The 26,377-nt window shown below is 72.0% G+C and carries 27 protein-coding genes; 13 read left to right on the top strand and 14 right to left on the bottom strand.

Annotation, left to right across the window (positions count from 1 at the left end; translation table 11 throughout):
* Positions 1-78 precede the first annotated feature (78 nt).
* The 3 genes from oleD to ABS41_RS02945 are packed head-to-tail and all read right to left on the bottom strand — an operon-like array spanning position 79 to position 3,661.
* Positions 79-1,077 carry a 2-alkyl-3-oxoalkanoate reductase gene (oleD, locus tag ABS41_RS02955; RefSeq protein WP_290590315.1) on the bottom strand — a complete coding sequence of 333 codons (999 nt, stop codon included), beginning with the start codon at positions 1,075-1,077 and terminating at the stop codon, positions 79-81.
* Complete coding sequence (gene oleC / locus ABS41_RS02950) at positions 1,074-2,735, bottom strand: olefin beta-lactone synthetase (RefSeq protein WP_290590311.1); 1,662 nt, start codon at positions 2,733-2,735, stop codon at positions 1,074-1,076. Before oleC ends, oleD begins: the two co-directional genes overlap by 4 nt.
* Positions 2,732-3,661 carry an alpha/beta fold hydrolase gene (locus tag ABS41_RS02945; protein WP_290590308.1) on the bottom strand — a complete coding sequence of 310 codons (930 nt, stop codon included), beginning with the start codon at positions 3,659-3,661 and terminating at the stop codon, positions 2,732-2,734. Before ABS41_RS02945 ends, oleC begins: the two co-directional genes overlap by 4 nt.
* Before the next feature lie 138 nt (positions 3,662-3,799).
* On the opposite strand from ABS41_RS02945, the gene ABS41_RS02940 reads away from it, so the two are divergent.
* From ABS41_RS02940 to ABS41_RS02930, 3 genes are read left to right on the top strand one after another with little or no spacing between them, the layout of a single operon-like run.
* Positions 3,800-4,879, top strand: coding sequence for an efflux RND transporter periplasmic adaptor subunit (locus tag ABS41_RS02940; protein ID WP_290590305.1), 1,080 nt, complete (start codon positions 3,800-3,802; stop codon positions 4,877-4,879).
* Positions 4,880-4,884: 5 nt separating this feature from the next.
* Positions 4,885-6,087 carry an FtsX-like permease family protein gene (locus tag ABS41_RS02935; RefSeq protein ID WP_290590302.1) on the top strand — a complete coding sequence of 401 codons (1,203 nt, stop codon included), beginning with the start codon at positions 4,885-4,887 and terminating at the stop codon, positions 6,085-6,087.
* Positions 6,080-6,784 (top strand): ABC transporter ATP-binding protein, encoded by a 705-nt coding sequence (locus tag ABS41_RS02930; RefSeq protein WP_290590299.1) that lies wholly within the window; start codon positions 6,080-6,082, stop codon positions 6,782-6,784. The genes ABS41_RS02935 and ABS41_RS02930 overlap by 8 nt, the downstream gene beginning before the upstream one ends.
* 99 nt (positions 6,785-6,883) lie before the next feature.
* Here ABS41_RS02930 and ABS41_RS02925 read toward each other — a convergent pair whose 3' ends face one another.
* The 3 genes from ABS41_RS02925 to ABS41_RS02915 all read right to left on the bottom strand — a co-directional run bounded on the left by ABS41_RS02925 (position 6,884) and on the right by ABS41_RS02915 (position 11,330).
* The gene (locus tag ABS41_RS02925) at positions 6,884-7,900 is read right to left on the bottom strand and encodes a 3-oxoacyl-ACP synthase III (protein WP_290590296.1); all 1,017 of its coding nucleotides are present in this window, start codon (positions 7,898-7,900) and stop codon (positions 6,884-6,886) included.
* Positions 7,901-7,999: 99 nt separating this feature from the next.
* Positions 8,000-8,395, bottom strand: a complete 396-nt coding sequence (locus ABS41_RS02920) for a DUF4156 domain-containing protein (protein ID WP_343123822.1) — start codon at positions 8,393-8,395, stop codon at positions 8,000-8,002.
* Between the two features lie 73 nt (positions 8,396-8,468).
* Entirely contained in the window at positions 8,469-11,330 is a 2,862-nt protein-coding gene (locus tag ABS41_RS02915; RefSeq protein WP_290590295.1) for a pitrilysin family protein, read from the bottom strand.
* A gap of 102 nt (positions 11,331-11,432) precedes the next feature.
* Here ABS41_RS02915 and ABS41_RS02910 point away from each other — a divergent pair, with 102 nt between their 5' ends.
* The 5 genes from ABS41_RS02910 to ABS41_RS02890 all read left to right on the top strand — a co-directional run bounded on the left by ABS41_RS02910 (position 11,433) and on the right by ABS41_RS02890 (position 14,425).
* Positions 11,433-12,140: an SDR family oxidoreductase gene (locus tag ABS41_RS02910; RefSeq protein WP_290590294.1), complete on the top strand. Its 708-nt coding sequence runs from the start codon at positions 11,433-11,435 to the stop codon at positions 12,138-12,140.
* Positions 12,134-12,919, top strand: coding sequence for a hypothetical protein (locus ABS41_RS02905; RefSeq protein ID WP_290590292.1), 786 nt, complete (start codon positions 12,134-12,136; stop codon positions 12,917-12,919). The genes ABS41_RS02910 and ABS41_RS02905 overlap by 7 nt, the downstream gene beginning before the upstream one ends.
* A gap of 102 nt (positions 12,920-13,021) precedes the next feature.
* Positions 13,022-13,249: a hypothetical protein gene (locus ABS41_RS02900; protein ID WP_290590290.1), complete on the top strand. Its 228-nt coding sequence runs from the start codon at positions 13,022-13,024 to the stop codon at positions 13,247-13,249.
* 36 nt (positions 13,250-13,285) lie between these two features.
* Complete coding sequence (locus ABS41_RS02895; protein WP_290590287.1) at positions 13,286-13,759, top strand: tRNA (cytidine(34)-2'-O)-methyltransferase; 474 nt, start codon at positions 13,286-13,288, stop codon at positions 13,757-13,759.
* 117 nt (positions 13,760-13,876) lie between these two features.
* Positions 13,877-14,425, top strand: a complete 549-nt coding sequence (locus tag ABS41_RS02890) for an Ax21 family protein (protein ID WP_290590284.1) — start codon at positions 13,877-13,879, stop codon at positions 14,423-14,425.
* A 70-nt stretch (positions 14,426-14,495) separates the two neighbouring features.
* On the opposite strand, the gene ABS41_RS02885 is transcribed toward ABS41_RS02890, so the two are convergent.
* The 5 genes from ABS41_RS02885 to ABS41_RS02865 all read right to left on the bottom strand — a co-directional run bounded on the left by ABS41_RS02885 (position 14,496) and on the right by ABS41_RS02865 (position 17,520).
* Entirely contained in the window at positions 14,496-15,518 is a 1,023-nt protein-coding gene (locus tag ABS41_RS02885; protein ID WP_290590391.1) for an NAD(P)H-dependent glycerol-3-phosphate dehydrogenase, read from the bottom strand.
* Positions 15,519-15,534: 16 nt separating this feature from the next.
* On the bottom strand, positions 15,535-16,032 hold the full coding sequence (gene secB / locus ABS41_RS02880) for a protein-export chaperone SecB (RefSeq protein ID WP_290590281.1): 498 nt from the start codon (positions 16,030-16,032) through the stop codon (positions 15,535-15,537).
* A 90-nt stretch (positions 16,033-16,122) separates the two neighbouring features.
* A complete protein-coding gene (locus tag ABS41_RS02875; protein WP_290590278.1) occupies positions 16,123-16,554 on the bottom strand; it encodes a rhodanese-like domain-containing protein in 432 nt (143 codons plus the stop codon).
* Between the two features lie 64 nt (positions 16,555-16,618).
* The gene (locus ABS41_RS02870; protein ID WP_290590275.1) at positions 16,619-17,038 is read right to left on the bottom strand and encodes a hypothetical protein; all 420 of its coding nucleotides are present in this window, start codon (positions 17,036-17,038) and stop codon (positions 16,619-16,621) included.
* A 32-nt stretch (positions 17,039-17,070) separates the two neighbouring features.
* The gene (locus ABS41_RS02865) at positions 17,071-17,520 is read right to left on the bottom strand and encodes a YiiD C-terminal domain-containing protein (RefSeq protein WP_290590272.1); all 450 of its coding nucleotides are present in this window, start codon (positions 17,518-17,520) and stop codon (positions 17,071-17,073) included.
* Positions 17,521-17,558: 38 nt separating this feature from the next.
* On the opposite strand from ABS41_RS02865, the gene ABS41_RS02860 reads away from it, so the two are divergent.
* Genes ABS41_RS02860 through ABS41_RS02850 form a run of 3 tightly spaced genes read left to right on the top strand, consistent with a single transcriptional unit; the run spans position 17,559 to position 20,625 of the window.
* Positions 17,559-18,335 carry a uroporphyrinogen-III synthase gene (locus ABS41_RS02860; protein WP_290590268.1) on the top strand — a complete coding sequence of 259 codons (777 nt, stop codon included), beginning with the start codon at positions 17,559-17,561 and terminating at the stop codon, positions 18,333-18,335.
* 32 nt (positions 18,336-18,367) lie between these two features.
* Positions 18,368-19,381: a uroporphyrinogen-III C-methyltransferase gene (locus tag ABS41_RS02855; RefSeq protein ID WP_290590265.1), complete on the top strand. Its 1,014-nt coding sequence runs from the start codon at positions 18,368-18,370 to the stop codon at positions 19,379-19,381.
* A complete protein-coding gene (locus ABS41_RS02850; protein WP_290590262.1) occupies positions 19,378-20,625 on the top strand; it encodes a heme biosynthesis HemY N-terminal domain-containing protein in 1,248 nt (415 codons plus the stop codon). The genes ABS41_RS02855 and ABS41_RS02850 overlap by 4 nt, the downstream gene beginning before the upstream one ends.
* A gap of 85 nt (positions 20,626-20,710) precedes the next feature.
* Here ABS41_RS02850 and ABS41_RS02845 read toward each other — a convergent pair whose 3' ends face one another.
* The gene (locus tag ABS41_RS02845) at positions 20,711-21,988 is read right to left on the bottom strand and encodes an acetyl-CoA C-acetyltransferase (protein ID WP_290590259.1); all 1,278 of its coding nucleotides are present in this window, start codon (positions 21,986-21,988) and stop codon (positions 20,711-20,713) included.
* A gap of 60 nt (positions 21,989-22,048) precedes the next feature.
* Between ABS41_RS02845 and ABS41_RS02840 the strand changes: the two genes are divergently transcribed.
* Both ABS41_RS02840 and ABS41_RS02835 read left to right on the top strand, forming a co-directional pair.
* Entirely contained in the window at positions 22,049-22,924 is an 876-nt protein-coding gene (locus ABS41_RS02840) for a hypothetical protein (RefSeq protein WP_290590257.1), read from the top strand.
* A gap of 61 nt (positions 22,925-22,985) precedes the next feature.
* The gene (locus ABS41_RS02835) at positions 22,986-25,202 is read left to right on the top strand and encodes a patatin-like phospholipase family protein (protein WP_290590255.1); all 2,217 of its coding nucleotides are present in this window, start codon (positions 22,986-22,988) and stop codon (positions 25,200-25,202) included.
* A 7-nt stretch (positions 25,203-25,209) separates the two neighbouring features.
* On the opposite strand, the gene ABS41_RS02830 is transcribed toward ABS41_RS02835, so the two are convergent.
* A complete protein-coding gene (locus ABS41_RS02830; protein ID WP_290590253.1) occupies positions 25,210-25,671 on the bottom strand; it encodes a GNAT family N-acetyltransferase in 462 nt (153 codons plus the stop codon).
* The gene (locus ABS41_RS02825) at positions 25,668-26,333 is read right to left on the bottom strand and encodes a superoxide dismutase family protein (RefSeq protein ID WP_290590250.1); all 666 of its coding nucleotides are present in this window, start codon (positions 26,331-26,333) and stop codon (positions 25,668-25,670) included. Before ABS41_RS02825 ends, ABS41_RS02830 begins: the two co-directional genes overlap by 4 nt.
* Between the last annotated feature and the right edge of the window lie 44 nt (positions 26,334-26,377).

Genomic DNA, 26,377 nt, shown 5'->3' with positions numbered 1-26,377 from the left:
CTTGTTGTTGCCCTCGATGGGGCGACAACGACGCTAGCTTCCCTTTGCTGACTACCCGCCAACAAACTGAGCCGTTTGTTAAGTGCGCGCGGACCACCACTGCGCAAGCCGCGCCAGGCCTTCGTCCATGGACACGCGCGGCACGTAGCCAAAATCGCGCGCGGCGGCGGAGATGTCGTACCAGTGGGGCGTGGACAGCTGCTCGGCGAGGAAGCGCGTCATCGGCGGCTCGCCCTGCAGGCGCAGCGCACGCCAGGCCACTTCGAGCACCGCGCCGGCGGCGTAGGCCACGCCGTAGGGAATGGACTTGTCCACCGGCGGCACGCCGGCGGCCACCAGCATGTCGTTGACGATGCGGCGGACTTCGCGCGGCTCGCCGTTGGAGATGAAATAGGCCTTGCCCGCGCAGGCCGCGCCCGGCGCCAGCGCCTTGAAGGCATCGAGGTGGGCCTGGGCGGCGTTGTCGATGTAGGTGGTGTCCATGCGGTTGTGGCCACCGCCGACGAAACGCAGGCGGCCCGCCTTCGCGCGTTCGGCCAGGCGCGGCAGCAGCTGGGTGTCGCCCGGGCCCCAGATCAGGCGCGGGCGCAGGGCCACGGTGGACAGCGAGGCGCCGTTGGCGGCCAGCACCTCGAGTTCGGCCACCAGCTTGGTGGTCGGGTAAGGCGCCTTGAAGCCGTGGCCGTAGGGCGTGTTGGCCTCGTTGCCGCCTTCCACCGGCGTGCGGCCGCTGTGGGTGACGCTGGGCGTGGAGGTGTACACCAGCCGGCCGATGCCGTGCGCGCGCATCGCCGCCAGCACGTTGCGGGTGCCGGTGACGTTGGCGTCGAAGTAGCTCTGGTAGCTGCCCCAGGCGCCGGCCTTGGCGGCGTTGTGGAAGACGGCCTCGTGGCCGGCGAAGGCGGCGTGCACGGCCTGCGCATCGGCGAGGTCGCCGCGCAGCTGGCGCACGCCCATCGCCTCGAGCGCGGGCGAATGGCTGCGCTGGAAGCTCGTCACCTCGTGGCCTTCGGCGAGCAGGGCCTTGCAGATGCCCTGGCCCAGGAAACCGCCACCACCCGTCACCAGGATCTTCATCGGCGCCACCTCAGTTCCTTGCTTGCCCAGGCCGCGAGTTTCTCGCGGCCGATCTTCGCGTTGTGCCGGATGTCGACCGGGAAGCCGTCGTGCACCAGGAAATGCCGGATGCGCGCGGTGTGCACGAAGCCTTCCGACAGCCGGCGCAGTTCGGCCAGGATGCGCTCGTGCTCGTACTGCGGCAGGTGCTTTTCCACCTCCACGCAGAGCACGGCCTCCTGCGCGGTGCCTTCGCCCACGCCCACCAGCGCGGTGCGCGCCACTTCGGGGTGGGTGTTGAACACCGGCTCGACCTGCTCGGTGTAGAGGTTGCCCTCGGGCGTGCGCACGCGCTGCGACTTGCGGCCGCAGAACCACAGCCGGCCCTGCGCGTCGAAGTAACCCAGGTCGCCCATGCGGTGCACGATGCGCGTGCTGCCGTCGGGCAGGGTCTCGCGGACCTTGGCCAGCGCGGTGGCCTGCGGGCGGCGGAAATACTCGTCGGTGGCGGTGGGGCCGGCGACGGTGATCTCGCCGATGGCCTCGGCGCCCAGCACCACCGCCTGCGACCAATCCTCGATGGCTGCGTCGGTGATGGCGATGATGCGCACCTCGTTCGGCGGCACCGGGCGGCCGACGCAGGTGCCGGCACCCTGCTCGGTGGCCTCGCGCGTGGCCTGCAGCTCGCGGCCCTCGATGACGGCGACCGGCAGGCATTCGGTGGCGCCGTAGGGCGTCCAGAATGAAGCCTGTTCCGGCAGCAGTTCGCGCATTTTCGCCACGACGGCCGCGGGCACCGGCGCACCGGCGGAGGTGACGCGGCGCAGCGTCGGCAATGGCTGGCCGTGTTCGGCCAGCACGCGCATCAGCGCCGGCGAGCCGAACAGCTGGTCGACGCCGAAACGTTCGATCGCGTCGTGCAGCTTGCGCGGGTCGGCCTGCGCCGGGCGCGTGGGGTCCATGTCGGGGATGATCGAAGCCAGGCCGAGGGCCGGGTCGAACAGCGCGAAGGGCGGGAAGGTGGGCAGGTCGACGCCGCCGGCCTGGATGCCGAAGGCCTCGCGCAGCAGCTCGACCTGGGCGACGAAGTGGCGGTGGCGGTAGACCACGCCCTTGGGCACGCCGGTGGAGCCGGAGGTGAAGAGGATGGCGGCGACGTCGTCGGGCTTCGTGTCGGCCAGCTGCGGGCCGGCGCCGGCGCCGGCGGCCTCGATGGCGGCGAGCGTGGGCCCGCCCCAGAACCAGCGGCGGCCGGCGGTGACCACCACGCGGGCACGGCGGGCCCAGCCGAGCAACTTGCGTGCGAACACCGCCAGCGGGATGCCGATAAAGGCCTCGGGATCCGCCTCGTCCAGGCACTGGCGCAGGGCGCGCTTGTCGATGCCCGGGTCCACCAGCACCGGCACGGCGCCGGCCTTGAACAGGGCGAACATCAGCAGGAAGAACTCGGGCGAGGGCCGCACCATCACCACCACGCGGTGGCCGCGGCCGATGCCCTGCGCGGCGAGCCCGGCGGCGATGGCGTCCGAACGCCGGTCGAGCTCGCCGTAGCTGAGCGTGACGTCGTAACGCGCAAATCCGTTGGCCCCGCGACGGCCGGGGCAGCGCATCGCGACCTGCCCCGGCCCCGCGGCCGCCAGCCGCGGCAGCGCCGCCGCGATGTTGCAGGCCTCGCTCAAAGCGGGTTGCGCTCCAGGAAGGCGCGGATGGCGGGGACGAGGGTGTCGGCCTTGTCCTCGAGCACGTAGTGGCCGCCGTCTTCGAAGGCGTGCACCTCGGCCTTGGGCAGCGCGTCGGTGAAGCCCTTGAGGAAGTGGTGGTCGAACACGAAGTCGCGCAGGCCCCAGCCGATGAAGGCCGGGCGGTTGGCGTATTCGGGAAGGCGCTTGCCGGCCTCCTCCACCAGGTCCCAGGCGCGGTCGCCGGCGCGCAGCGGGATGTCCTGCACGAAGCGCAGGGTCGAGATGCGGTTCTTCCAGCTGTCGTAGGGCGCCTCGTAGGCGCGCTGCACGTCGGCCGGCATCTTGTGCACCACGCCCTGGCGGGTGGCGCCGGCGGCGAAGGCGTTGAAGCCGCGGATGGCCAGCGCGCCGAGGTTGTAGTCGCGGCCGAGCTTGAGCTGCCAGGGCATGGGCTTGGACGCCGGCAGCGGGAAGGAGGCGGTGTTGAGCACCACCAGGCGCTTGATGCGCGCGCCGTGCTTGAGCGCCCAGCCAAAGCCGATCATGCCGCCCCAGTCGTGCACGGCCAGGGTGAGCTCGTCGCCGACGCCGGCGTGCGAGAGCACGCGGTCGAGGTCCTGGACGCGGCTGCGCAGGGTGTACTGGTAGCCCTTGTCGTCGGGCTTGTCCGACAGGCCCATGCCGACGTGGTCGGGCACGATGCAGCGGTAGCCGTCGCGCAGGCCCAGCACCAGCTTGCGCCAGTAGTAGGACCACGACGGGTTGCCGTGCAGCATCAGCACCGCCTCGCCCTGGCCCTCGTCGAGGTAGCTCTGGGCCAGCCCGTTGGGATGGCGGAAGGTCTTGGGGGTGAAGGGGTAGTCCGGGAACGGCCCCTTGGCGAGCACGCGGGCCTGTTCGGCGCTGAAAGTGTGGTTTTCCATGCCCCGCATTCTATAAGAACGGGGTCAGGTTCACTTCCCGGGCCGGCCCGGAAGTGAACCTGACCCCCTTTCTCGTGACTGACGTCGTCACGGGGGTTTGGGTATCGTCGCGCTGGTAGTCCCTGCCACGGAGCCCGCATGACCCGCCGCCGCCTTGTACTGCTCGTCCTGCCGATAGCGGCCCTGGCGGGCTGGATGGCCGTGGGGGCGCTGCGCGGGCCCGAGCTGGCCGCCTACGAACTGCGCGAGCAGCCGCTGGTGCAGACCGTGGTGGCGACCGGCCGCGTGGCGGCGGTGTCGCGCGCCCAGGCCGGCAGCCCGGTGACCGGCGTGGTGCTCGAACGCCGCGTGCGCGAGGGCGACCGCGTGCAGCCCGGCGACGTGCTGGCCGTGCTGCGCGCCGACGACCTCGAGGCCGCCGTGCGCGAGGCCGAGGCCGCGCTCGGGCAGGCCCGCCGCGAAGCCGTGCGCCGGGCCGGGCTGTTCGAGCGCCAGTTCATCGCTCGCGAGGACCTCGAACAGGCCCGCCAGGCCGAAACCGCCGCACGCGCCCGCGTGGCCACCGCCCGCGCCCAGCTCGAGAAGGCCCTCGTGCGCGCCGAAGTCGCCGGCACCGTGCTCACCCGCAACGCCGAGCCCGGCGACCTGGTGCAGCCGGGCCGCGTGCTGTTCGAGATCGCCCGCGACGGCGACACCGAGGTGCTGGTGCCGCTCGACGAGCGCAACCTGGGCGTGCTGGCCCTGGGCCAGCCGGCCCGCTGCGTGGCCGACGCCTTCCCCGGCCAGCCCTTCGACGCGACCGTGGGCTTCATCGCGCCGTCGGTCGACGCGCAGCGCGGCTCGGTCGACATCCGCCTCACCGTGTCGCCGGTGCCCGACTTCCTGCGCCAGGACATGACCGTGTCGGTGAACATCGAGACCGGCCGGCGCGAACGGGCGCTCGTGGTGCCCAACGACGCGCTGGGCGCGATCGACGGCAACCGCGCCGAAGTCTGGCTCGCCTCCGACGGCCGCGCGGTGCGCCGTGAAGTGACGCTGGGCCTGCGCGGCCTGGCCCTGAGCGAAGTGATCGAAGGCCTGGCGCCCGGCGACGTGGTGCTGGCCGACGCGTCCGCGCCGGTGGCCGAGGGCCAGCGCGTGCGCACGACGCCGATGGCCCCGCCGGGCGCTGGCCAGGACCCGGCCACGCGCAAGGAACTGCCGGCGAAGCTGGACTGACGCCGATGTGGGCGCAGTGGACCATCGCCACCCGCTTCCTGCGCGAAGGCAAGGCGCAGAGCACGCTGATCCTCGTGGGCATCGCCGTGGGCGTGGCGGTGATCGTGTTCCTGACCGCACTGATCACCGGCCTGCAGTCGAACATCATCGAGCGCACGCTCGGCACCCAGGCGCACATCCGCGTCCAGCCCACCGAAGAGAACAACGTGGTGCTGCCCGCGCCCGACGGCGCGGTGCAGCTGCTGCTCGAGACGCGGCGCGCGCAGCGCCTGCGCTCGATCAACAACTGGCAGCAGGTGGTGGCGGCGGCCGATGCGCTCGAGCAGGTGCGGGCGGTGTCGCCGGTGATCTCGGGGCCGGCCTTCGCGCGCCGCGGCGAGGCGGTGGAATCGGTGGCGCTGGTGGGCATCGAGCCGGCGCGCTACCTGCGCATCATCCCGGTGCAGGAGGACATCGTCGCCGGCAGCTTCCGCGTCGGCGCCGGCGATGCGGTGATCGGCAGCCAGCTCGCGCGCGACCTCGGCCTGCAGGTGGGCGACAAGCTGCGCCTGGACGCCGGCCAGGGCCGCGAAGCCGTGCTCAACGTGGCCGGCATATTCGAGCTGGGCGTGCGCGAGCTCGATTCGCGCTACGTCTACCTGGACATGAAGCAGACCCAGTCGCTGCTCGACCTGCCCGGCGGCGCCACCGTCATCGACGTGACGGTGGACGACATCTTCGGCGCACGCGAGGTCGCCGCGCGGCTGTCCCGGCTCACCGGCGCCAAGGCCGAGAGCTGGATGGAAACCAACGCGCAGCTGATGAACGCGCTGCGCTCGCAGAGCCTGAGCACGCGCATGATCAGCCTGTTCGTGGCGCTAAGCGTGGCCTTGGGCATCGCCAGCGTGCTCAGCGTGAGCGTGGTGCAGCGCACGCGCGAGATCGGCATCCTGCGGGCGATGGGCACCACGCGCCGGCAGATGCTGCAGGTGTTCCTGCTGCAGGGCGCGATCTTCGGGCTGGCCGGTTCGGTGGTCGGCGGCGGCGCGGGCTACGGCCTGGTGTGGGTGTTCAACACCTTCGGGCCGCGGCTGTTCTACATCCCGGTCGATCCCTGGCTGCCGGTGGCGGCCGCGGGGCTGGCCACCGTCACCGGCATCGTCGCGGCGGCGGTGCCGGCGCGGCGCGCGGCGGCGCTCGACCCCGTGGAGGCGATCCGCCATGTCTGAGCACGACGCCGCCCAGGAAGTGCTGCGGCTCGAGGGCCTGCGCAAGCGCTACAACGTCGGCAAGCCGACCGAGGTGGAGGTGCTGCACGGCCTCGACCTGTCCTTGCACCGTCGCGACTTCGCGGCGCTCGTCGGCGCCTCGGGCTCGGGCAAGAGCACCCTGCTCAACGTGGTGGGCCTGCTCGACCAGCCGACCGAAGGCGAGCTCTACCTGCTCGGCCAGCCCACGCGGCGCATGGACGATGAAGGCCGCACGCGGCTGCGGCGCGAGTCGATCGGCTTCGTGTTCCAGTTCCACCATCTCATCCAGGCCTTCACCGCGCTGGAGAACGTGCTGATGCCGCTGATCGTGGCCGGCGGCAAGCCCACGCCGGCCCAGCTGGCCTGGGGCCGCGAGCTGCTGGCGCAGGTGGGGCTGTCGGGCCTGGAGCAGCGCCGGCCGGACCAGCTTTCCGGCGGCCAGCAGCAGCGCGTGGCCGTGGCGCGTGCGCTGTCCACGCGCCCGGCCCTGCTGCTGGCGGACGAACCGACGGGCAACCTCGACAGCCATTCGGCGGCGGACGTGTTCGCGCTGTTCCGCAAGTTCAACCGCGAGTTCGGCTGCGCGGTGCTGCTGGTGACCCACGACCCGCGGCTGTCGGCGCAGTGCGACCGTACCATCACCCTGGTCGACGGCCGCATCGCCAGCGACGAATAGAAAGGGGGTCAGGTTCACTTTTCGGGAGGCGGACTTCGCATTTGCGAAACAGCTACTCCCGAAAAGTGAACCTGACCCCCTTTCTTTTTCCCTTTCTTCTTACCACTCGACCTCGGCCATCGAGCAGTTCAGGCCCGAGCCGATGCCCAGCAGGGCGACGCGGCTGCCCTTCTTGAGGCGGCCCATTTCCTTGAGCTTGCTCAGCACGATCGGCACCGAGGCCGGGCCGATGTTGCCGTGCTCGTTGAAGATGGTCATCACCTTGTTCGGGTCGATGCCGAAGGCCTTGATGAAGGCCTGGGTGTGCACCTGCGAGACCTGGTGGATGACGAACTCGTCGAGCTCGTCCACCACCCAGCCCAGCGCCTGGCGCGCCGCGCCGAAGGTGGCGGTGGCGAGCTTGAGGCCTTCGATCAGCAGCATGCGGGTGTCGGTGACCATGCGGTCGAGGTTGCCGCGGCACAGCGTGTTCCACTGCGTGGCGGCCTTGGTGACGCCGCCCTTGTAGCGCGGCGCGTCCGGGGTGAGCTCGCTGCGCGAGAGCACCATGGCCGCGGCGCCGCAGCCGAGCGTCAGCGTGGCCAGCTCGTTGCGGAACTGCTCTTCGGTGACGTCCGGGCCGCTCAGGCGCTCGAGCGTCTTCTTGTAGGCGAGGTTGGCGGTTTCGCCGTCGACGACCAGGGCGTATTCGATTTCGCCGCGCTCGATCATGCGGCTGGCGATGTCCATGCCATTGATGAAGGCCAGGCAGGCATTGGCGACGTCGAAGTTCTGGCAGTTCTCGCCCAGGCCCAGGTTGCCCGAGACGATGGAGGCGGTGGACGGCTCGAGGTAGTCGCGGCTGACCGAGGTGTTGACCAGCAGGCCGATCTTGGCGCGGTCGACGCCGGCGTCGGCGATGGCTTTCTCGGCGGCGAGCGTGGCGGCGTCGGAGGCCTGCACCTCGTCGTCCCACAGGCGGCGGGCATAGATGCCGGCGATGTCCTGGAGCACGTCGGTCTTGATGCCGAGGCGGTCCATGGTCGGCTTGAGCCGGGCATTGATGTCGGCCGAGCTCAGGCGATGCGGCGCATCGATATGGGCAAGGCCGGCAATGGAAACATGCTTGAACAACATAAGCGGGGATGCCCGGCGTTGGGGAAACCCGTCAAAGTTACCCGTTTCGCCCCCCTGGCTCAACTTCCGGCGGCCTTCACGCGAAGGCCGCCGGGGGCGTCAATCCTCGATGGGATAGGTCTCGACGCCGTCGTCGGAGCGGTTGCCGGCGGCCGGGCGGGCGGCCGCGGCCGGGGCGGCGCCGCGGCAGCTGAAGGCCAGGAATCGCTGCTCGCCGTCGTTGGGCGCGGCCTTGGGCTGCACCGTGTCGGCGCCCAGGCCGGGCGCCTCGTTGCGGGCCAGGGTCTCGAGCTCGTCGCGCACCTTGATGTCGTTGCGCGAGTAGGGGCCCAGGCGGTCCCTGACCGACACCGAGATCTCGCCGCGGCGCTCGCAGGACGAAAGGTCCTGGCCGGCGGCCGCCACGCGGACCTGCGCGCCACCCGGCGCCATCTTGACCCACGTACAGGCGGCGACGAGGGGAACAAGGGCCAGGGCCAAAGCGATCTTTCGCATCCCGAATCTCCAAAAAGGCACGGGCGGGATTCTCGCCCCGCCCGTGCTTAACCCGCAATGTACCGGGGCTGGCTTACTTGCCGGCCACCGGGTTGCCGTCGGCGTCGATCACGTGCACCTCGCCCAGGCCGAGGGCGCGCACGCCTTGCTCGATCTGCTGGAGGTCGCCCACCACCACCCAGGTCAGCGAACCGGGACGGATGGTGCCGGCGGCGGCGTTGACGATCTCGGGGGTGAGCGCCTCGATCTTGTCCTTGCGCTGCACCACGTAGTCGTCCGGACGGTTGTAGCGCACGATGCCGCCGATGGCGCCGAGCACGGCGTTGGCGGTTTCGTACGAGCCCGGCAGGCTGCGGATTTCGCTGGCCTGGATCTTGGCCACTTCCTCCGGCGTGGCCGGTGCTTCGCCGGTGGCGTACTGGCTGATCTCGCGCTGCAGCTCGGCCATCGACTCGGCGGTCTTGTCGATCTGCACGGCCGCGAAGGCCATCCACGGGCGCTGGCCCTTGGCGGCCTGCACGAAGCTGTAGCTGCCGTAGGCCCAGTGCTTGTCCTCGCGCAGGTTCATGTTCAGGCGCGAGCTGAACTCGCCGCCGAGCACGGCGTTGGCGATCTCGAACTCGGTCGCCTTCTCGTCCATGGTCGAGGGCGCCAGCTGGCCGACGTAGATGTTGGCCTGGATCGCGCCCGGCTGGTCGACCAGGAACACGCGCGGCGACTGCGGCAGCGCCACGGTGGCCACCGCGGGCAGCGCCGGGGCCTGGCCCTGGCCCTTCCACTGGCCCAGGTGCTTCTCGAGCACCGGCACGATCTCGTCGAGCGTGGTGTCGCCCACCACGATCAGGGTCGAGCCCTCGGGGCGGACGAAGTCGCGGTGGTAGGCCAGCAGTTCATCGCGGGTGAGCGAGGCGATCGAGGCTTCGTCGCCGGTGCCGCTGAACGGGATGGCGTAAGGATGGCCCTTTCCGTACAGCAGCGGCGGCAGCAGGCGGGTGGCGGCCGAGTTCGGGCGCGCCTTCTCCTGCTTGATCGTCGCGATCCAGCCCTGGCGAACGCGCTCGATCTCGGCGTCGTCGAAGCGCGGGGTGCGCAGCATGGTGGCGAACAGCGCCACCGACTCGTCGAGGTTCTCCTTCAGCGCCGACAGGAAGGCGCTGCCGCCGTCGAGCGCTGCGCTCGAGCCGAGGTTGGCGCCCAGGCGTTCGGCCTCGTTGCCGAACTCCAGTGCGCTGTACTTGCCGGCGCCCTCGTCGAGCATGCCCATGGTGAAGCTGGCGGTGCCGAGCTTGCGGCCCACGTCGGCCACGTAGCCGCCCGGCAGCTGCAGGCTCATCTGCACCACCGGCAGGCCCGGGCGCTCGGCGAGCACGAGGGTGATGCCGTTGGACAGCTGGGTGCGCTTGAGCTCCGGGAACACCAGGTCCGGGAACTCGGTGGTCACCGGCGGGCCCTTGGAACGATCGACGTCGCTGGCGACCGTGGTGTACTTCGGGTCGGCGGGCGGCACGGCCGGCATGTCCGGGTGCGCGACGCTCTCGTCCTCGACGGTCGGCACGCGCTCGCCCGGGGTGACCACGATGGTGTGGTCGCCGCGCGCCAGCCAGCGCTGGCCGGCGGCCTTGAGGTCCGCGGCGGTGGCGGCGTCGATGGCGGCCAGGCTCTCGCGGAAGCAGCCCGGGTCGCCCATGTACACCGTGCACTCGGCCAGCGCGTCGGCCTTGCCGCCGAAGCCGCCGATGCGCTCGATGCCGCGGATGAATCCCGCCTTGAAGGTGGTGCGGGCCTGCTCGAGTTCGCTCTCGGTCGGGCCTTCGGCCACCAGGCGGCGCAGCTCCTCGTCCAGGGCCTTCTCGACCACGGCCGGGTCGACGCCGGCCTTCACGTCGGCGCTGATGAAGAACATTCCGCCGAGCTGGTTGCCCCAGGCGCTGGCCGAGACGCGGTCGGCGATCTTCTCGCCGTGCACCAGGCGCTTGTCCAGGCGCGAGGCACGCGAGCCGCCCAGCACCTGCGAAAGCAGCTGCAGGCGCTCGACGTCGACGTTGCCGTACTCGGCGATGTTCCAGGCGCGGTAGATGCGCGCCTGCGGCACGCGGTCGGTGAACTCGTCGCGGGTCGATTCGGTGCGCGGCGCCGGGTCGACCTTGGGCTGGGCCAGGGTCGGGCCGGCCGGGATGTCGCCGAAGTAGCGGGTCACCTTCTTCTTCGCCGTCTCGACGTCGATGTCGCCGGCGAGCACCAGCACGGCGTTGTTCGGGCCGTACCAGCTCTTGAAGAAGTTCTGCACGTCCTCGAGCGAGGCGGCGTTGAGGTCGGACATCGAGCCGATCACCGGCCAGCTGTACGGGTGGCCCTCGGGGTAGCTGGCCTTGAGCAGGCGCTGGAAGACCTGGCCATAGGGCTGGTTCTCGCCCTGGCGCTTCTCGTTCTGCACCACGCCGCGCTGCTCGTCGAGCACTTCCTGGCTGACCGCGCCGAGGAAGTGGCCCATGCGGTCGGACTCCATCCACAGCGCCATGTCGAGCGCGGTGGTGGGCACGTTCTGGAAGTAGTTGGTGCGGTCGGAGTTGGTGGTGCCGTTCTGGTCGGTGGCGCCGACCAGCTCGAACGGGGTGAAGAACTCGCCCTGGTGGTTCTCGCTCGACTGGAACATCAGGTGCTCGAACAGGTGCGCGAAGCCGGTGCGGCCCGGCAGCTCGTTCTTGGCGCCCACGTGGTACCAGACGTTCACCGCCACGATCGGCGCCTTGCGGTCGGTGTGCACCACCACGCGCAGGCCGTTGGGCAGGGTGAACTGCTCGAACGGAATATCGGCCTGCACCGACGAACCGGCCTCGTTGGCGGCGTCGCGCGCATGCACGGGCGAGAGGGTGGCCACGGCGAAGCCGAGGGCCAGGACCAGCGCGCGCACGCGCGGAAGACGGGACTGGGTCATGCGTGGGTTCCTGTTCTTCACCCGGACAGCCCGGGGGGCTTGAATCCTAGCCTGCATTGACGGGCCATACACTAGGCCGAAGGCCATAGTCGGGAGATGGACGTGAAGGAGCCGCGCACCGTCGTCGTCACCGGGGCCAACCGTGGCCTCGGGCTGGAGTTCACGCGCCAGTTGCTGGCGCGGGGCGACCGCGTCGTGGCCGGCTGCCGCCAGCCCGGCCATGCCGACGCCCTCACCCAGCTCGCCGCGGCGCATCCGGGGCACCTGCACGTGGCGCCGCTGGACGTGGCCGACGAGCGCTCGCGCCAGGCCTTCGCGGCCGAGGTCGAGGCCCTGCACCCCTCGCTCGACCTGCTGGTGAACAACGCCGGCGTGCTGCCCCCGGGCGAGCGCTTCGGCGCGCTCGACCCGCGCGTGCTCGAACACACCCTGCAGGTGAACACCATCGCGCCGCTCATGCTGGCCCAGGCCCTGGCGCCGCTGCTGGCGCGCGGGCGGCGGCCGCGGATCTTCAACCTCTCTTCACGCCTGGGCTCGATGGCCCTCACGCAGTCATTCCAGACGCCGAGCTACAACATCAGCAAGGCCGCACTGAACATGACCACGGTGCTGATGGCGCGCGCGCTCAATCCCATGGGCATCGGCGTGCTCGCCGCCAGCCCGGGCTGGGTGCGCACCGACATGGGCGGCGACAAGGCGCCGGTGACGGCGGCCGAGTCGGTACGCGACATGCTGGAAATGCTCGACCGCCGCGCCGAACCCGGCGCCGGCGAATTCGTCGACCGCGACGGAGGACCCCTGCCATGGTGAAGCTTCGCCTGATGCTGGCTGTTTCGATCGCCGCGCTCGCCGCGCCGGCGGCCGCCTCGCTGCAGTTCCAGGAAGGCCTTGCGCGCGACCCCGACAGCGGCGCGCTGCTCTATCGCGAGCAGCACCTGCTCGACCACGCCGACGGCGAGCTGCGCAGGCGCCTGGTGGTCTACCGCTGCACCGACGGCACCGCCTTCGCGCGCAAGCAGGTCGATTACGGCGACTCCTCGCTCGCGCCCGCGTTCTCCTTCGAGGACGTGCGCCTGGGCTATCGCGAGGGCTTGCGCCGCGCCGGCGACGCCGGCGAGCTGTGGGTGCGGCGCGGCCCGCAGGCCGCCGAGCGCAGTGCGCCGGTGGCCGGCGGCGAGGCCCTGGTGGCCGATGCCGGCTTCGACGAGTTCATCCGCGAGCGCTGGCAGCCGCTGCTCGACGGCAAGCCGGTGCCGCTGCAGTTCGCGGTGCCTTCCCGGCTCGACGCCTACGACTTCACCGTGCGCCGCCGCGGCGCCGGCGAAGTGGCGGGCGAGCCGGCCGAGTTCTTCCGGCTGCGCCTGGGCGGCCTGCTGGGCTGGCTGGCGCCGCACATCGACGTGGCCTACGGCCGCGACAGCCGCCGCCTGCTGCGCTTCGAGGGCCTGAGCAACCTGCGCGACGACCAGGGCAAGGACCAGCTGCTGGCGCGCATCGACTTCCCCCGCCCGGCCGGGCCGGCCGCCCCGGACCAGTGGCAGGCCCTGTCGGCCGAGCCACTGTCCGCCTGCAGCGTCCGCGGCGGCTGAGCGGACAGCCCGGACACCGCCAAGTCTTTGATTCCAAAGGCCATGGTGGATGGCACGCTTCCTGCAAAACCTTGGTGCCACCTCCTGAAACCGGAAGCCGCCATGTCCCACCAAACGCACCTGCGCCGAAGCCTGGCCGCCCTGCCGCTGCTGGCCCTGGGCCTGGCCGCCCTGCTGTTCGAACCGCCCAGCCTGCAAAAGACCCTGGGCGACGTGGTCTCGGCGGGCCTGGCCTGCGAATCGGGTCCGGGCCAGGCCGGCCCGCGCGGCCTGTCGCGCATGCCCGGCGACCTGGGCCTGCTGGTCCGCCGCCTGCACTGCGCCGGCTGAGCCCCGCCCCGACCCTCGCGCGGCGATAATGCCGCGATGCTGCACGTCATCCTTTACCAGCCCGAGATCCCGCCCAATACGGGCAACGTGATCCGGCTATGCGCCAACACCGGCGCCCACCTGCACCTGGTCGAGCCGCTCGGTTTCGAGCTCGACGACGCGCGCCTGCGCCGCGCCGGCCTGGACTACCACGAGTTCGCCAGCATGCGCTGCCATGCCAGCCTCGATGACTGCCTGGACGCACTGGGCCAGCCGCGGCTGTTCGCGTTCAGCGCGCGTGCAACGCGGCGTTTCGACGAGCCCGCCTATCGCCAGGGTGATGCGCTGCTGTTCGGACCGGAGACCCGCGGCCTGCCGCCGGAGGTCCTCACGGGCGTCGCGCCGCAAAACCAGCTCACGCTGCCGATGCGCGCCGGCCAGCGCAGCCTCAATCTCTCCAACGCCGTCGCCGTGGCTGTGTTCGAGGCCTGGCGCCAGTTCGGCTACGCAGGCGCTCGCACCCATGACTGACGACACGGTTAAGTGCGAGTCAGTGCCGGGTTAATCCTTCGTTACGTTTGGATTCGGATACTGGCCCCCAGCCTCGCGATGCGGGGCCTCCCCCAACAACAACGGAAGTACAAAAACATGAAGCGCTCCCTCATTGCCCTTGCCCTGGCTTCCCTGCTCCCGCTGTCGGCCCAGGCCGACGACAAGCTCAGCTACACCTACGTCGAAGGCAACTACGTCAACGTCGACGGCGACGCCGACGGCTTCGGCGTGCGTGGCTCGTTCGAGTTCGGCCAGTCGGGCTTCTACGGCTTCGGCGGCTACAACACCGTCGAGATCGACAACACCAACATCGACGTCGACACCTACGACCTGGGCATCGGCTACGCCCACGGCCTGTCGGCCAACACCGCCCTGATCGCGGAGCTGGCCTACATCAACGCCGACGTCAACGGCTTCGGCGACATCGACGGCTACCGCACCTCGGTCGGCCTGCGCGGCTCGTTCTCGGACAAGTTCGAGGGCCTGCTCAAGGCCAACTACATCGACGGCAGCGACTTCAGCGGCGACTTCAGCGCCACGGTCGGCGGCCAGTACAAGTTCAGCCAGACCTGGGGCGTGGTGGGTGAGGTCGAGTTCGCCGACGGCGGCGAGACCTACCTGCTCGGCCTGCGCGCCAGCTTCTGATCCCCCACGGATCGAAAACGAGAAAGCCCGGCTTCGGCCGGGCTTTCTTTTTGCGCGCGGGAAACGCGGCTCAGAGCAGGCCTTCGGGGAACTCCGGCTTCTGCTCGCGGGCGAGCAGCATCTTAAGGCCTTCGACCGGGGTGATCGTGCCGTGCAGCACTTCGCGCACCAGGGCCGAGATCGGCAGCTCGATGCCGTGGCGCTCGGCCAGGCGCATCACTTCGTCGGCGGTCTGCACCGACTCCACCACCTGGCCGATGGCCGCCACCGCCTCGGCGATGGACTGGCCGCGGCCGAGGGCGAGGCCGAGGCGACGGTTGCGGGAGAGGTCGCCCGTGCAGGTGAGCACCAGGTCGCCCAGGCCCGCCAGGCCCATCAGCGTCTCGGCCTTGCCGCCGAGCGCGAGGTTGAGCCGCAGCATCTCGTTCAGGCCGCGGGTGATCAGGCCGGCGCGGGCGTTGAGGCCCAGCTGCATGCCGTCGGCGACGCCGGTGGCGACCGCCAGCACGTTCTTCATGGCGCCACCCAGCTCGGCGCCGAGCATGTCGTTGCCGGTGTAGGCGCGGAAGGTGGGGCCGTGCAGCGAACCGGCCACCGACTGGGCGAAGGCCTCGTCGTCGGAGTGCACGGTGACCGCGGTGGGCAGGCCCTGGGCCACTTCCTTGGCGAAGGACGGCCCGGTGACCACGGCCAGCGGCACGTCGGCACCCAGGGCTTCGGCGGCGACTTCATGCAGGAAGCGGCCCGAGCCGGGCTCGAAGCCCTTGGTGGCCCAGGCCACGCCGGCGCCGGCGCGACGGTGCGGCGCCAGCGCATGCAGGGTTTCGGTGAAGGCATGGCTGGGCGTCACCGCCAGCACCAGGTCGGCACCGGCCACGGTGGCGGCCAGGTCGGTGCTGGCCGCCAGCGATTCGGGCAGCGGGATGCCCGGCAGGTAGCGCGGGTTCTCGTGCGTGCGGGCGATGGCCGCGACCTGGGCGGCGTCGCGCCCCCAGATCGTGGTCGGGTGCCCGTTGCGGGCGATCAGGCTGGCCAGCGCCGTGCCCCAGGAGCCACTCCCGAGCACGGCGATCGATGGCTTGGCCGAATTCACCGGCACGCGGCCCGGGTCAGGCGTTGCCGGCGCCCGGGGCGGCGGCCTGGGCCTGCTCGGCGCGGCGGCGCAGGCCCTCGGCGTACAGCGCCTCGAAGTTGATCGGCTGCAGGTAGAACGGCGGGAAGCCGCCCGAGGCGACCAGGTCGCCCACGGTCTGGCGGGCGTACGGGAACAGCACGTTCGGGCAGTAGGTGCCGAGCATCATGTCCAGGGTGCGCTCGTCGAAGCCGGCGAGCTGGAACAGGCCGGCCTGCTCGACCTCGGCCAGGTAGACGGTCTTGTCGGCGATCTTGCAGGTCACGGTGACCGCGAGCACGCACTCGAACAGGTCCTCGCCCACGCGGCCGACCTTCTGGTTGAGGCTGAGCTCGAGCTGCGGCTGGCCGGTTTCGTTGAAGACCTGCGGCGCGTTGGGCGCCTCGAAGGAGATGTCCTTGACGTAGATCTTCTGGATGGTGAACTGCGCCTGCTGTTCGCTCGCGGCGACGGCGCCGTTGTTCTGCTCGGCCATGGTTTGCTCCGGGAATTAAGGGGAATCGTGGAAAGACCGGGGATTATCGCACGGCGCCCGAGGCCCGCGCGAAAGCACCGGCGCGGGGCCTCAGGCCTTGCCCTTGGCCAGCGGCAGGCCGGCCTGCTGCCAGGCGCCGATGCCGCCCTCGAGGATGCTGACCTGCTTGTAGCCGGCCTTCACCAGCCGGCCGGCGACGCCGGAAGCGGTGATGCCCGCGGCGCAGACCACCACCACCGGCGACACCTTGGCCTTGGCCAGGAGCTTGCCCTCGGGGTCGACCTGGCTGGGCAGCAGGTGTTTGGAGCCGATGATGTGGCCCTTCTCGAACTCGCCCTGGCCGCGGATGTCGAGCACCAGCGCGCCCTCGCGGTTGATCAGGTCGGTGAGCTGGGCCGGCGTGATGCCCTTGAAGCCCCGGAACAGGCGGGCGATCTCGGTGTAGATGAGCGCCACGGTGAGGCCGGCGAACACCAGCGACAGCACCAGGTTGGCTTGGAAGAATTCGGTCAGGCGATCCATGGAAGACGGTTCGACGCAGGTGGGCCGGGCATTATGGGGCCGCGGGCCCCGCCGGCCAAACCGATCAGCGCGCCGCGTCCAGGTCGGGCAGGCCGCTGGCCAGCCACCAGCGCTTGGCCTGGGCGTCGTAACGCCAGCGCTGGCGGTCGGTGATGAGCTTCTCCACCTGGGTGTGGCGGTTGACCACCCGCACCTCGACCACCTGCTCGTACTCGCCCTCGGCCGGTTCGCGCGCCGACTTGACCTCGTAGCCCGAGACCTGGAACTGCCGGTAGCGCTCGCGCTCGGCGTCGGTCATGGGGTTGGCGGCCAGCCAGGCCGGGTCGAGGAACCCGTAGGCGGCGTCGAAGTCGCTCCAGCGCACCGCGCTCACGTAGTGGTAGAGCATCTGGTCGCGGGGGCTGCGCTGGCCGCCGCCGCCGGCGCAGGCGGCGAGCAGGAGCACCAGGCAGGTCAGGACGAGCGGGCGCAGGATCCGGTTCATGGCCGCATTATGCCCGCCTCGCGCCGCCGTGCTCACGCCGGCCGCAAGGCCGCGAACCGGCCGCTGAGTTCGGCCGCGTTGCCACCGTCGGCGCCGGCCACCCGGGCCAGCACGCCGGCGCGGGCGCGGCCGCGGGCGGCCCAGGCCGCCAGCACCGCGTCCCAGTCCACCTCGGGGGCCAGCCAGGCCTCGGCCTCGAGGTCGGTGTACACGGGCGCGAGGTAGCGCACCTGGCTGTCGGCCACGTAGACCTCGGCCTGGATGCCGGCCTCGCGCAGGCGCAGGGTCAGCAGGCCCCAGCCGGCCAGGGTCATCAGGCTCACCAGGCTGCCGCCGAAGGCGCAGGCCTTGTCGTTGACGTTGCACGCCAGCGGCGCGTGCAGGCGCAGGCGCTGGCCGTCGTAGTGCACCGCGCGCACCTGCATCGCCGCCACCGGCGGCATGGCGTCGTAGTGGGCGTTGAGTTCGTCGAGCAGGTCCATGCAATGCCGATTCCCGAAGGCTGTGCCAAGCTGTCGGCATGGACAAGATCGGGTCCGCGCCAGCGCTGGCGGGATGGTACGTCATCTCGCTGCGCCCCTCGGGCAGCCACGCGCCGGTGCGCCGGGCCGCGTCGGCGCTCGGTGCCGGCGTGGTGTCGGTGTCCACGCTGGCCCTGCGTCCGCTGCCGGCGAGGCCGGCGCTGGTCGCCGCCCTGGCCTGCCCGGTGGTGGTGGTCACCAGCCCGGCGGCGGTGCGCTTCGCCAGCCAGCAGCTGGCGCTGGCGGCCGCGCCCGGACAGCGCTGGCTGGCGCTGGGTGCCGGCACGGCGGCGGCGCTGGAGCGCGCGGGCGTGGCGGGCGCCGCCTTCCCGGACAGCGGCACCGATTCCGAAGCGCTGCTCGCGCTGCCTGCGCTCAAGCCGCCGCCGTCCGCGGTGGGCCTGCTGACGGCACCGGGCGGGCGCGGGCTGATTCCCGAAACCCTGGCCCAGCGCGGCGCCGCCGTCCATCGCGCCAACGTCTACCAGCGCGTGGCCGTGCACCCGCGCGCGGCGCGCCTGCGCCGCCTGCGCAAGCTGCCGGCGCAGACGGCGCTGCTGGTGAGCAGTTCGGAAGCCTTCGACGGGCTGTGGAAACCCCTCGACGAAGCGGGCCGCGAGGCCCTGCGCGCGCGCCCGGCGGTGGTGAGCAGCCCGCGCCTGGCGGCGCAACTGGCGGCGCTGGGCTTCCGGGCGCTCGTGCTGGCACCGGGCGCGGCACCGGAAACGATGCTCGGGGCCCTGGCCGCCGATGTTGGCCAGGGACGCTTCCGGTAGGATTGGCAACGATTCCCGCGTTGATGCCCCCCGTGGACACCGAGCAAGACGAGACCGTGATTTCCCGCTCCCCTGGCCGCGGCCCGGGGCTGTTCGGCTGGCTGCTTGGCGCGCTGGTACTGGTGGCCGTGGGCGCCGGCGGCGCCTGGTGGTGGAGCCAGCGCGGCGCCACGCCCGCCGACGGCCCGGACCTGAGCCCGGAAGCCCTGGACGCGCGCCTGCTCGAGGCCGAGCAGGCCGTCGCCTCGCTGCGCCGCAACCAGCAGGGCATCGAACAGCGCGTGGTCGACACCCAGGCCCGCACCGGCCTGCTGCGCGAGGAAGTGCTGGGCGTGGGCCAGCGCGCCGCCATCCTCGAGGAAAACCTGCGCGAGCTCTCCACCCAGGCCGCCGAAGGCGCGCAGGCGCTGCGCCTGGATGAAGTCGAGCTGCTGCTGGGCCTGGCGCAGGCGCGCCTGGTGGTGGCCGGCGACAAGGAGGGCGCGATCCGCGCCACCGCGCTGGCCCAGCAGGCGCTGGCGCCGCTCACCGACCCGCAGTTCATCAGCCTGCGCCAGACCATCGCCCAGGAGCTGGCGGCGCTGCGCGCGCTGCCCGACGACCCGCGTGCGCTGGCAGCCGGCGAACTCGACGCGCTCGAAACCACGCTGCCGCGCCTGACCAGCCGCGCGCCCGGCACGCCGCCGGCGGCCGGCGAGGGCAGCAGTGGCTGGCGCCGCGTGCTCGACGCCGTGGTGCAGGTGCGCCCGAGCTCGAGCCAGGACCTGATTTCCCCGGCCGACCGCGCCACCGGCGAAGCGACGCTGGCGCTGGAACTCGCCTTGGCGCGCACCGCCATGGAGCGCCGCGACGACCCGTCCTTCCAGGCCAGCCTGGTGCGCATCGACCAGTGGTTGCAGCGGCTGTATGCCGACGACGCGCTGCTGCGCGAGCGCCGCGAGCGCCTGTCGGCGCTGTCCGGCCAGTCGCTGGCGCCGGCCCTGCCCGACCAGGGCGCGGCCCTGCAGCAGCTGCGCGACCTGCGCCGGGGCCGCGGCGCGCCATGAACCTCTACCGCAGCCTGCTGTGGTGGCTGGCGCTGGCGGTGCTGGGCGCGCTGGGCTGGCACTGGTTCTCGCAGGACCTGGGCGACGTGGTGGTGCGCTTCCGCGGCCTGACCTACACCACCACCCTGGCGTATTTCGTGCTGGCCTGGGGCCTGCTGTGGTTCGCGCTGTGGTCGCTGTGGTGGCTACTGCGCCTGCCCTTCCGGGCCTGGCGGCGGCACGCGCACCGGCTGGCGCGCAACCGCCTGGTGAGCGGCCTCGAGGCCCTGCACCAGGGCCGCTGGCAGCGCGCGGAGCAGCTGCTGGCCAAGGCCGCCGCCGACAAGGAGCTGCGCACGCCGGCGCTGCTGGGCGCGCGCCGCGCCGCGGCCGCGCGCGGCGACGCCGAGGCCGTGGCCCGACACCACGCCGCGCTGCTGGCGCATGACGCCAGCGCCGCCGCGCTCGACCAGGCCGAGCGCCTGCTCGGCCAGGGCAAGGCCAGCGAAGCGCTGGAAGCCCTGGGCGGCCAGCCCGGCGCGAACTCGCCGCGGGCCGGCGTGCTGCGCGCCGAGGCGCTGGTGGCCGCGGGCCGCGCCATCGAAGCACAGGCACTTCTGGGCACGCTGCGCCGCGACCAGGCGCTGGAGCCCGCGGCGCTGGCGGCGCTCGAAACCCGCATCGCCGCCGCCACGCTGGCGCAGGCGGCGCAGGCCGACGAGCTGCAGCAGCGCTGGCACGCGCTGCCGCAGCCGCTCAAGACCAGCGCGCCGGTGGCGTCCGCCTTCGCGCTGCGCGCGGCGCCGCTGGGCCTGGAGGATGCCGGTGCGCACGCCGTGGCCGACGCGCTCGAAGCCAACTGGGACGAATCACTTGCCGCGCTGTACGGCCGCCTGCCGCCGGGCCGCGATGGCCAGCGCCTGGGCCGGGCCGAAGCCTGGCTGGCCCAGCATCCGTCCAGTCCCGGCCTGCTGACCGCGCTGGGCTGCCTGTGCCGCGCGCAGCAGCTGTGGGGCAAGGCCGAGGATTTCCTGCACCGCGCGCTCGCCCAGGGCGCCGGTCCCGACGCCTGGGAAAGCCTGGGCCACGTGTTCACCGCCCAGGGCGACGCCGGCAAGGCGCAGATCGCCTACGCCAACGCCCTGCGCGTGGCCCGCGGCGAACCGCCGCTGGCGCTCGGCGGCCGCAGCCTGCGCGAGCAGATCGCCGACCAGGCCGTGGCGGAAGTCCGCAACGCCCACGGCATCCCGCTGCTGCCGCCTTAGGCACAAGAAACGGGGTCAGGTTCACTTATTTCCCGGGGCGTTGCCCCGGGAAATAAGTGAACCTGACCCCGTTTCTTGTGCCTGCTCAGCGCTCGACGATGGCGGCGACGCCCATGCCGCCGGCGGTGCACACCGAGATCAGCACGCGGCCCGAACCCTTTTCCTTGAGCAGCTTGGCGGCGGTGGCGACGATGCGCGCGCCGGTGGCGGCGAAGGGGTGGCCCACGGCCAGCGAGCTGCCGACGACGTTGAGCTTGCTGCGGTCGATCGAACCCAGGGGCGCGTCGAGGCCGAGCTTTTCCTTGCAGAAGACCGGGTCTTCCCAGGCCTTGAGCGTGCACAGCACCTGCGCCGCGAAGGCTTCGTGGATCTCGTAGAAGTCGAAATCCTGCAGCGAGAGCTTGTTGCGCTGGAGCAGCTGGGCCACGGCCCAGCACGGCGCCATCAGCAGGCCTTCGCCGTGCACGAAATCAACGGCGGCCACCTGGGCGTCGCGCAGGTAGGCCTGCACCTCGAGCCCGTGCGCGGCGGCCCACTCCTCGCTGGCCAGCAGCGCCGCCGAGGCGCCGTCGGTGAGCGGGGTGGAATTGCCGGCGGTCAGCGTGCCCTTGCCCGAGGTCTTGTCGAAGGCGGGCTTGAGCGTGGCGAGCTTCTCGACGGTAGTGTCGGGGCGCAGGATGTTGTCGCGCTCGACGCCGCGGAAAGGCACCACCAGGTCGCGGAAGAAGCCGCGCTCGTAGGCCATCGCGGCCTTGGTGTGCGACTCGTAGGCCAGCTGGTCCTGGGCCTCGCGGGTGATGCCCCATTCCTTGGCCATCATCTCGCAGTGTTCGCCCATCGACTTGCCGGTGCGCGGTTCGCCCACGCCCGGGAACTCGGGCTTGAGCTCCTTGAAGCTGAAGCCTTTGAAGGCCTTCAGGCGCGCGCCGAAGCTGCGCGCCATGTTGGCGTCGAGCAGGCGGCGGCGCAGGCGCTTGTTGACCGCGATCGGCACGTCGGAAGTGGTGTCGGAACCGCCGCCGATGCCGGCGTCGATCTGGCCGAGCGCGATCTTGTTGGCCACCGTGATCACGGTGTCGAGCGAAGTGCCGCAGGCGCGCTGGAGCGTGATGCCCGGCGTGGCCGGCGACAGGCCCGAGCTGAGCGTGGCCTCGCGGCCGATGTTCCAGTCGCTGCTGTGCTTGAGCACCGCGCCCATCGCCACTTCGCCGAGCTGCTGGCCGTGCAGGCCGAACTTCTCGACCAGGGCGCCCAGGGCCTTGATCGACATGCCCAGGTTGCCCACGTCGTGGTAGGCGGTGTTGTTGCGTACGAAGGGAATGCGGACGCCGCCCAGGATGGCGACGCGACGGGAAGGCGACATCGGTCACTCCGACGTGGAAGGTATGATGTCGGATCATACCCCGACACCGCACGCCACCGTATGTCCAAGCCCGAACTGAGCGTCCTGGCCGCCCTCGCGCTCGAACTGGCGCCCGGCGCCGAGCCCGGGAAGACCGCGCTGGACGTGGCTGCGGCCGGCGAGCTGGCCGGCCTGGTGGCGCGCGACCTGGCCAGGCTGGTGCCCGAGGCCGCCGGGCTCGACCTCGCCCTGGTGGCCGGCCTGTTCGACCCGGTGGAACTGCTGCGCCCGGGCTGGCCGCTGCACGCCGAACTCGAGCGCCTGGTGGCGCGCGCACCCGGTGCCGCCGGCGGCCGGGTGGTGGGCTTCGGCGCCGACGGCGCCGGCCTGCCCGAATCGCTGCGCCCGTCGGCGGAATTCGCCGGTGGCCCGCTCAAGCTGCTGCCGGTGCTGCTGCGCGGCGCGCCCGAGGCCGTGGCGCCGGTGGGCGAGCGCCTGGAACAGGTGCTGCTCGACACCGGCATGGCCGGCGCCGACACCGCGCTGCTGGCGCAGTCGGGCTTCGCGGTGCCGGTGGAGCACGCGCGCCTGCTTACGCTCAACGACCTGGCCGCGATGATGGCCATGCAGTACGAACACGCGGGCCTCGCCCCGCTGTGGCCGCTGCTCGAGGCCGCGCTGCTTTCGCCCGGGGACGTGCAGTGGCTCGACACCCCGCCCGAGCCGCTGGCCGTGTACGAAAACGGCGGCGTGCGCATGGCCCTGCTCGACATCGACGCCTGGGCCGAGGGCGGCTTCGCGCCGGCCGGAGCCGACGCCGAGCGTCTCTCGCGCGCCTTCGACCGCTTCCAGATGCGCCAGCGCCAGCTGGCCGCGGTGCTCGGCGCGCACGGCGTGCCGGTCACCTTCGACCACTGCCCGGCCGGGCGCGACCCACGCACGGTTCTCGCCGAATAAACATCGCGCGCCGATAGACTGCGGCCAAGGCCGGCCCCCGCCGGCGACGAGGCTTGCCCGGATGCGCGCGTTCCTGTCCTTCCTGCTGCTGTTGGCGGCCGCCCTGCCGGCCGCGGCCGACGACGTGCTGCCCTGCCGCGCCGGCGGCGGCGATCCCGACCGTCCGCGCATCGGCCTGGTGCTGGGCGGCGGTGGTGCGCGCGGCTTCGCCCACGTGGCCGTGCTGCGCGAGCTCGAGCGCCTGAAGGTGCCGGTGGATTGCATCGCCGGCACCTCGATGGGCGCGATCGTCGGCGGCCTCTACGCCTCGGGCATGGACGCCGACGCGCTGGAGCGCGAGATGCGCGCACTGGACTGGTCGGCGGTGTTCCGCGACAGCGTCAGCCGCCCCGACCGCAGCTTCCGCCGCAAGCGCGACGACGACCTGGCCCTGCTGCCGGCGCGGCCGGGCATCGGCAACACCGGCATCAAGCTGCCCGCCGGCGTGCTCTCGGGCCAGCGCGTCACGCTGCTGCTCGAGCGCCTGACGCAGCCGGTCGGTTTTTCGAAGGACTTCGACGAGCTGCCGATTCCCTACCGCGCCGTCGCCACCGACCTCAACACCGGCCAGACCGTGGTGCTGGGCGAAGGCAACCTGGCGATGGCGATGCGCGCCAGCCTGTCCATCCCCGGCGTGTTCAAGCCGGTGGTGCTGGGCGAGCGCGTGCTCATCGACGGCGGCCTGGCCAACCAGCTGCCGGTGGACGTGGTGCGCGCGATGGGCGCCGACATCGTCATCGCCGTGGACGTGGGCACGCCGCTGGCCAAGCTCGATGAATCGGCCGGGCTGGTGCAGATCATCGACCAGATCAGCGGCTTCATGACCGTCGGCGGCACCGATGCGCAGGCGCGCACGCTCGGCCCGGACGACGTGCTGGTGCGGCCGGCACTGGGCGCCGACGTGGGCACGGCCGACTTCGCCAAGTTCGAACAGGCGCTGCGCATCGGCGAGGAAAGCCTGGACGCGGTGCGCCCGCGGCTGGCGGCCCTGGGCCTGGACGCCGCGGCGCACGAAGCGCGCCTGGCGTCGGCCAGGCAGCCCTCGCGCGAGCCGCCGGTGGTGCACTTCGTGCGCCTGGACAACCGCAGCCGCTACGACGACACCTTCCTGCTCAGCCGCATCGACATCGCGCCCGGCCAGCCGCTCGACACCGCGCGCTTGGAGAAGAACCTGCAGGCCATCCACGGCCTGGCCACGCTCGACCAGGTGTCCTACGACCTGATCGAGGAGAACGGCAGCAACGGCCTGCTCGTCACCGTGGTGCCGCACCGCCACGGCCCGAACTACCTCGAGACCGGCCTGAGCCTGTACTCCGACTTCAGCGGCGACTTCTTCGTCAACCTGCGCGCCGGCGTGATGCGCGCGCCGGTGAACCCGCTCGGCGGCGAGCTGCGCGGCCTGCTGCAGCTGGGCGACGAACCCGGCCTGCTGCTGGACTACTACCAGCCGCTGGGCCGCCAGGGCGACTGGTTCCTGGTGGCGCAGGCGAGCTACGAAAGCCCGCGCTTCGGCCTGTTCAACGGCAACGGCGAGCGCCTGGCCAACTACCGCGCGCCCAACTACGGCGGCGAAGTGATGCTGGGCCGCGAGTACGGCAACTTCGGCGCCGCCACGGTCGGCCTGCGCCGTCGCACCGGCGACATCCGCCTGGACCTGGGCGAGCCCCTGTTCGATGGCCTGGGATGGAACCAGGGCGAGGCCGAGCTGGCCTACACCTACGACCGCATCGACTCGAGCTACCTGCCGCGCCAGGGCGTGCAGGCCACGGCCTCGGTGGTGGTGGCGCGCGAGGCGCTCGGTGCCGACACCAACTACGAACAGTTCAACTTCGACCTGATCGGCGCCGGCGCCATCGGCCGGCATTCGGGCTTCGGCGGCCTGCGCTGGCACACCAGCAGCGACGACCTCGTTTCGCTGCCCGGCCTGTTCCGGCTCGGCGGCCTGACCCGTTTCGCCGGCTACCGCCCCAACGAGCGCCTGGCGGAGAACTACGCCCTGGCCTACGGCGGCTACACCTGGGAGCTGGGCCGCGTGCTGGGCCGGCCGGCGGTGCTGGGCGGCACGGTGGAATACGGGCGCATCTGGGGCACCGGCCAGGACCTGGACGACGGCGAGTCGGAGCTGCACGGCAGCGTCTATTTCGGCTTCGATTCCTGGCTCGGCCCGCTGCAGCTGGGCTACGGCATCCGCGAAGGCGGCGAGGGCATCTTCCTGCTCGAGCTGGGTCGCGCGCGCTGAGCCGGGCTCAGCGCGTCGGCGCCTCGTACATGCGGTAGCCGGCGTCGGCCATGCCCAGCGATTCGTAGGTGCGCTGCGCGGCGGCGTTGTGGTGCTCGACGTACAGGCGCAGCCCGCACACGCCGGGCGTGGCCTTCGCGGCTTCGGACACGTGGCGGTAAAGCGCGGCGTAGCAGCCCTGGCGGCGACAGGCCGGATCGACGTACACGCTCTGGATCCACCACCAGTCGCCGTTGCGCCAGTCGCTCCACTCGTAGGTGAGCATCAGCGTGCCGCCCGGCACGCCCTCGCGCTCGGCGACGAAATAGGCGCCGCGCCGCGGCTCCTCGAGCACTGCGCGGATGCCGGCCTCGACCGTGGCCGGGTCGAGCGCCTTGTCTTCGGTTTCGCGGGCCATGGCCACGGCCCAGTCGCGCAGGCGCGGCACGTCGGCCACGCCCGCGGGACGGATGCGCCAGGCTGGCGTCACTGCGCCGGGCCTTCGTAGGCCGGCGCCGGGTTGGCCAGCTCGATCACGCCGCAGGCGATGCGCGCGCCGGCGTTGCCGGTGGGCTGGGTGGTGTAGTCGTCGGGCTGGGCGTGCACGATCAGGGCGCGGCCCACCACGTCCACCTCGCTGCCGTCGCCGATGCGCAGGCCGGCCAGGCGCTTGTCGGCCTGGGCCACGCCGTCGTCGCCGGCCACCAGGTTGGGCATGTCGCCGGCGTGGTGCGGCACGCCGCCCTGGCTGTCGCCGTGCGGCGCGCCCATCGGGTTGAAGTGGCCGCCGGCGCTGGTGGCGTCGGGCGCGCTGCAGTCGCCGGTTTCGTGCACGTGGAAGCCGTGGGTGGCGCCCGGCGTCAGGCCGCGCACGTCGCCGGTGAGGCGCAGCGCGTCGCCATCCGGATCGAACACCAGCTCGCCGCTGACGCCGCTGCCCTGCACTTCCTGCAGCACCACGCGCGCCTGCGCGGCCAGGGCGATGCCCGAAGCGGCGTCGGCCGGCGCCGGCCCGGCGGCGGGTTCGGTGGCGGCGGGCGCGGCGGCGTCGCCGTATTCGTTGGCGGCCGGCGCAGCGGCGTCATCGGCCGGACTGCAGGCGGCGAGCGCGAGGGCGAGGGCGGCGGCGATCAGCGTGGTCCTGGTCTGCATTGGCATTCTCCGTGGGGATGCGTGGCGGCCGAGCATGCGCCGGC

The organism is Arenimonas sp. SCN 70-307 (assembly GCF_001724815.1).
In the GTDB taxonomy this organism is placed as follows: domain Bacteria; phylum Pseudomonadota; class Gammaproteobacteria; order Xanthomonadales; family Xanthomonadaceae; genus Arenimonas.
This window is presented reverse-complemented; position numbering and strand designations above follow the sequence as displayed.

Bases quoted from the DNA above. Each gene is read 5' to 3' on its own strand.
- oleD (WP_290590315.1), bottom strand. From the start codon at position 1,077: ATGAAGATCCTGGTGACGGGTGGTGGCGGTTTCCTGGGCCAGGGCATC.
- ABS41_RS02945 (WP_290590308.1), bottom strand. From the start codon at position 3,661: ATGGAAAACCACACTTTCAGCGCCGAACAGGCCCGCGTGCTCGCCAAG.
- ABS41_RS02940 (WP_290590305.1), top strand. From the start codon at position 3,800: ATGACCCGCCGCCGCCTTGTACTGCTCGTCCTGCCGATAGCGGCCCTG.
- ABS41_RS02935 (WP_290590302.1), top strand. From the start codon at position 4,885: ATGTGGGCGCAGTGGACCATCGCCACCCGCTTCCTGCGCGAAGGCAAG.
- ABS41_RS02930 (WP_290590299.1), top strand. From the start codon at position 6,080: ATGTCTGAGCACGACGCCGCCCAGGAAGTGCTGCGGCTCGAGGGCCTG.
- ABS41_RS02925 (WP_290590296.1), bottom strand. From the start codon at position 7,900: ATGTTGTTCAAGCATGTTTCCATTGCCGGCCTTGCCCATATCGATGCG.
- ABS41_RS02920 (WP_343123822.1), bottom strand. From the start codon at position 8,395: ATGCGAAAGATCGCTTTGGCCCTGGCCCTTGTTCCCCTCGTCGCCGCC.
- ABS41_RS02915 (WP_290590295.1), bottom strand. From the start codon at position 11,330: ATGACCCAGTCCCGTCTTCCGCGCGTGCGCGCGCTGGTCCTGGCCCTC.
- ABS41_RS02905 (WP_290590292.1), top strand. From the start codon at position 12,134: ATGGTGAAGCTTCGCCTGATGCTGGCTGTTTCGATCGCCGCGCTCGCC.
- ABS41_RS02900 (WP_290590290.1), top strand. From the start codon at position 13,022: ATGTCCCACCAAACGCACCTGCGCCGAAGCCTGGCCGCCCTGCCGCTG.
- ABS41_RS02895 (WP_290590287.1), top strand. From the start codon at position 13,286: ATGCTGCACGTCATCCTTTACCAGCCCGAGATCCCGCCCAATACGGGC.
- ABS41_RS02890 (WP_290590284.1), top strand. From the start codon at position 13,877: ATGAAGCGCTCCCTCATTGCCCTTGCCCTGGCTTCCCTGCTCCCGCTG.
- secB (WP_290590281.1), bottom strand. From the start codon at position 16,032: ATGGCCGAGCAGAACAACGGCGCCGTCGCCGCGAGCGAACAGCAGGCG.
- ABS41_RS02875 (WP_290590278.1), bottom strand. From the start codon at position 16,554: ATGGATCGCCTGACCGAATTCTTCCAAGCCAACCTGGTGCTGTCGCTG.
- ABS41_RS02870 (WP_290590275.1), bottom strand. From the start codon at position 17,038: ATGAACCGGATCCTGCGCCCGCTCGTCCTGACCTGCCTGGTGCTCCTG.
- ABS41_RS02865 (WP_290590272.1), bottom strand. From the start codon at position 17,520: ATGGACCTGCTCGACGAACTCAACGCCCACTACGACGCCATGCCGCCG.
- ABS41_RS02860 (WP_290590268.1), top strand. From the start codon at position 17,559: ATGGACAAGATCGGGTCCGCGCCAGCGCTGGCGGGATGGTACGTCATC.
- ABS41_RS02850 (WP_290590262.1), top strand. From the start codon at position 19,378: ATGAACCTCTACCGCAGCCTGCTGTGGTGGCTGGCGCTGGCGGTGCTG.
- ABS41_RS02845 (WP_290590259.1), bottom strand. From the start codon at position 21,988: ATGTCGCCTTCCCGTCGCGTCGCCATCCTGGGCGGCGTCCGCATTCCC.
- ABS41_RS02840 (WP_290590257.1), top strand. From the start codon at position 22,049: ATGTCCAAGCCCGAACTGAGCGTCCTGGCCGCCCTCGCGCTCGAACTG.
- ABS41_RS02835 (WP_290590255.1), top strand. From the start codon at position 22,986: ATGCGCGCGTTCCTGTCCTTCCTGCTGCTGTTGGCGGCCGCCCTGCCG.
- ABS41_RS02825 (WP_290590250.1), bottom strand. From the start codon at position 26,333: ATGCAGACCAGGACCACGCTGATCGCCGCCGCCCTCGCCCTCGCGCTC.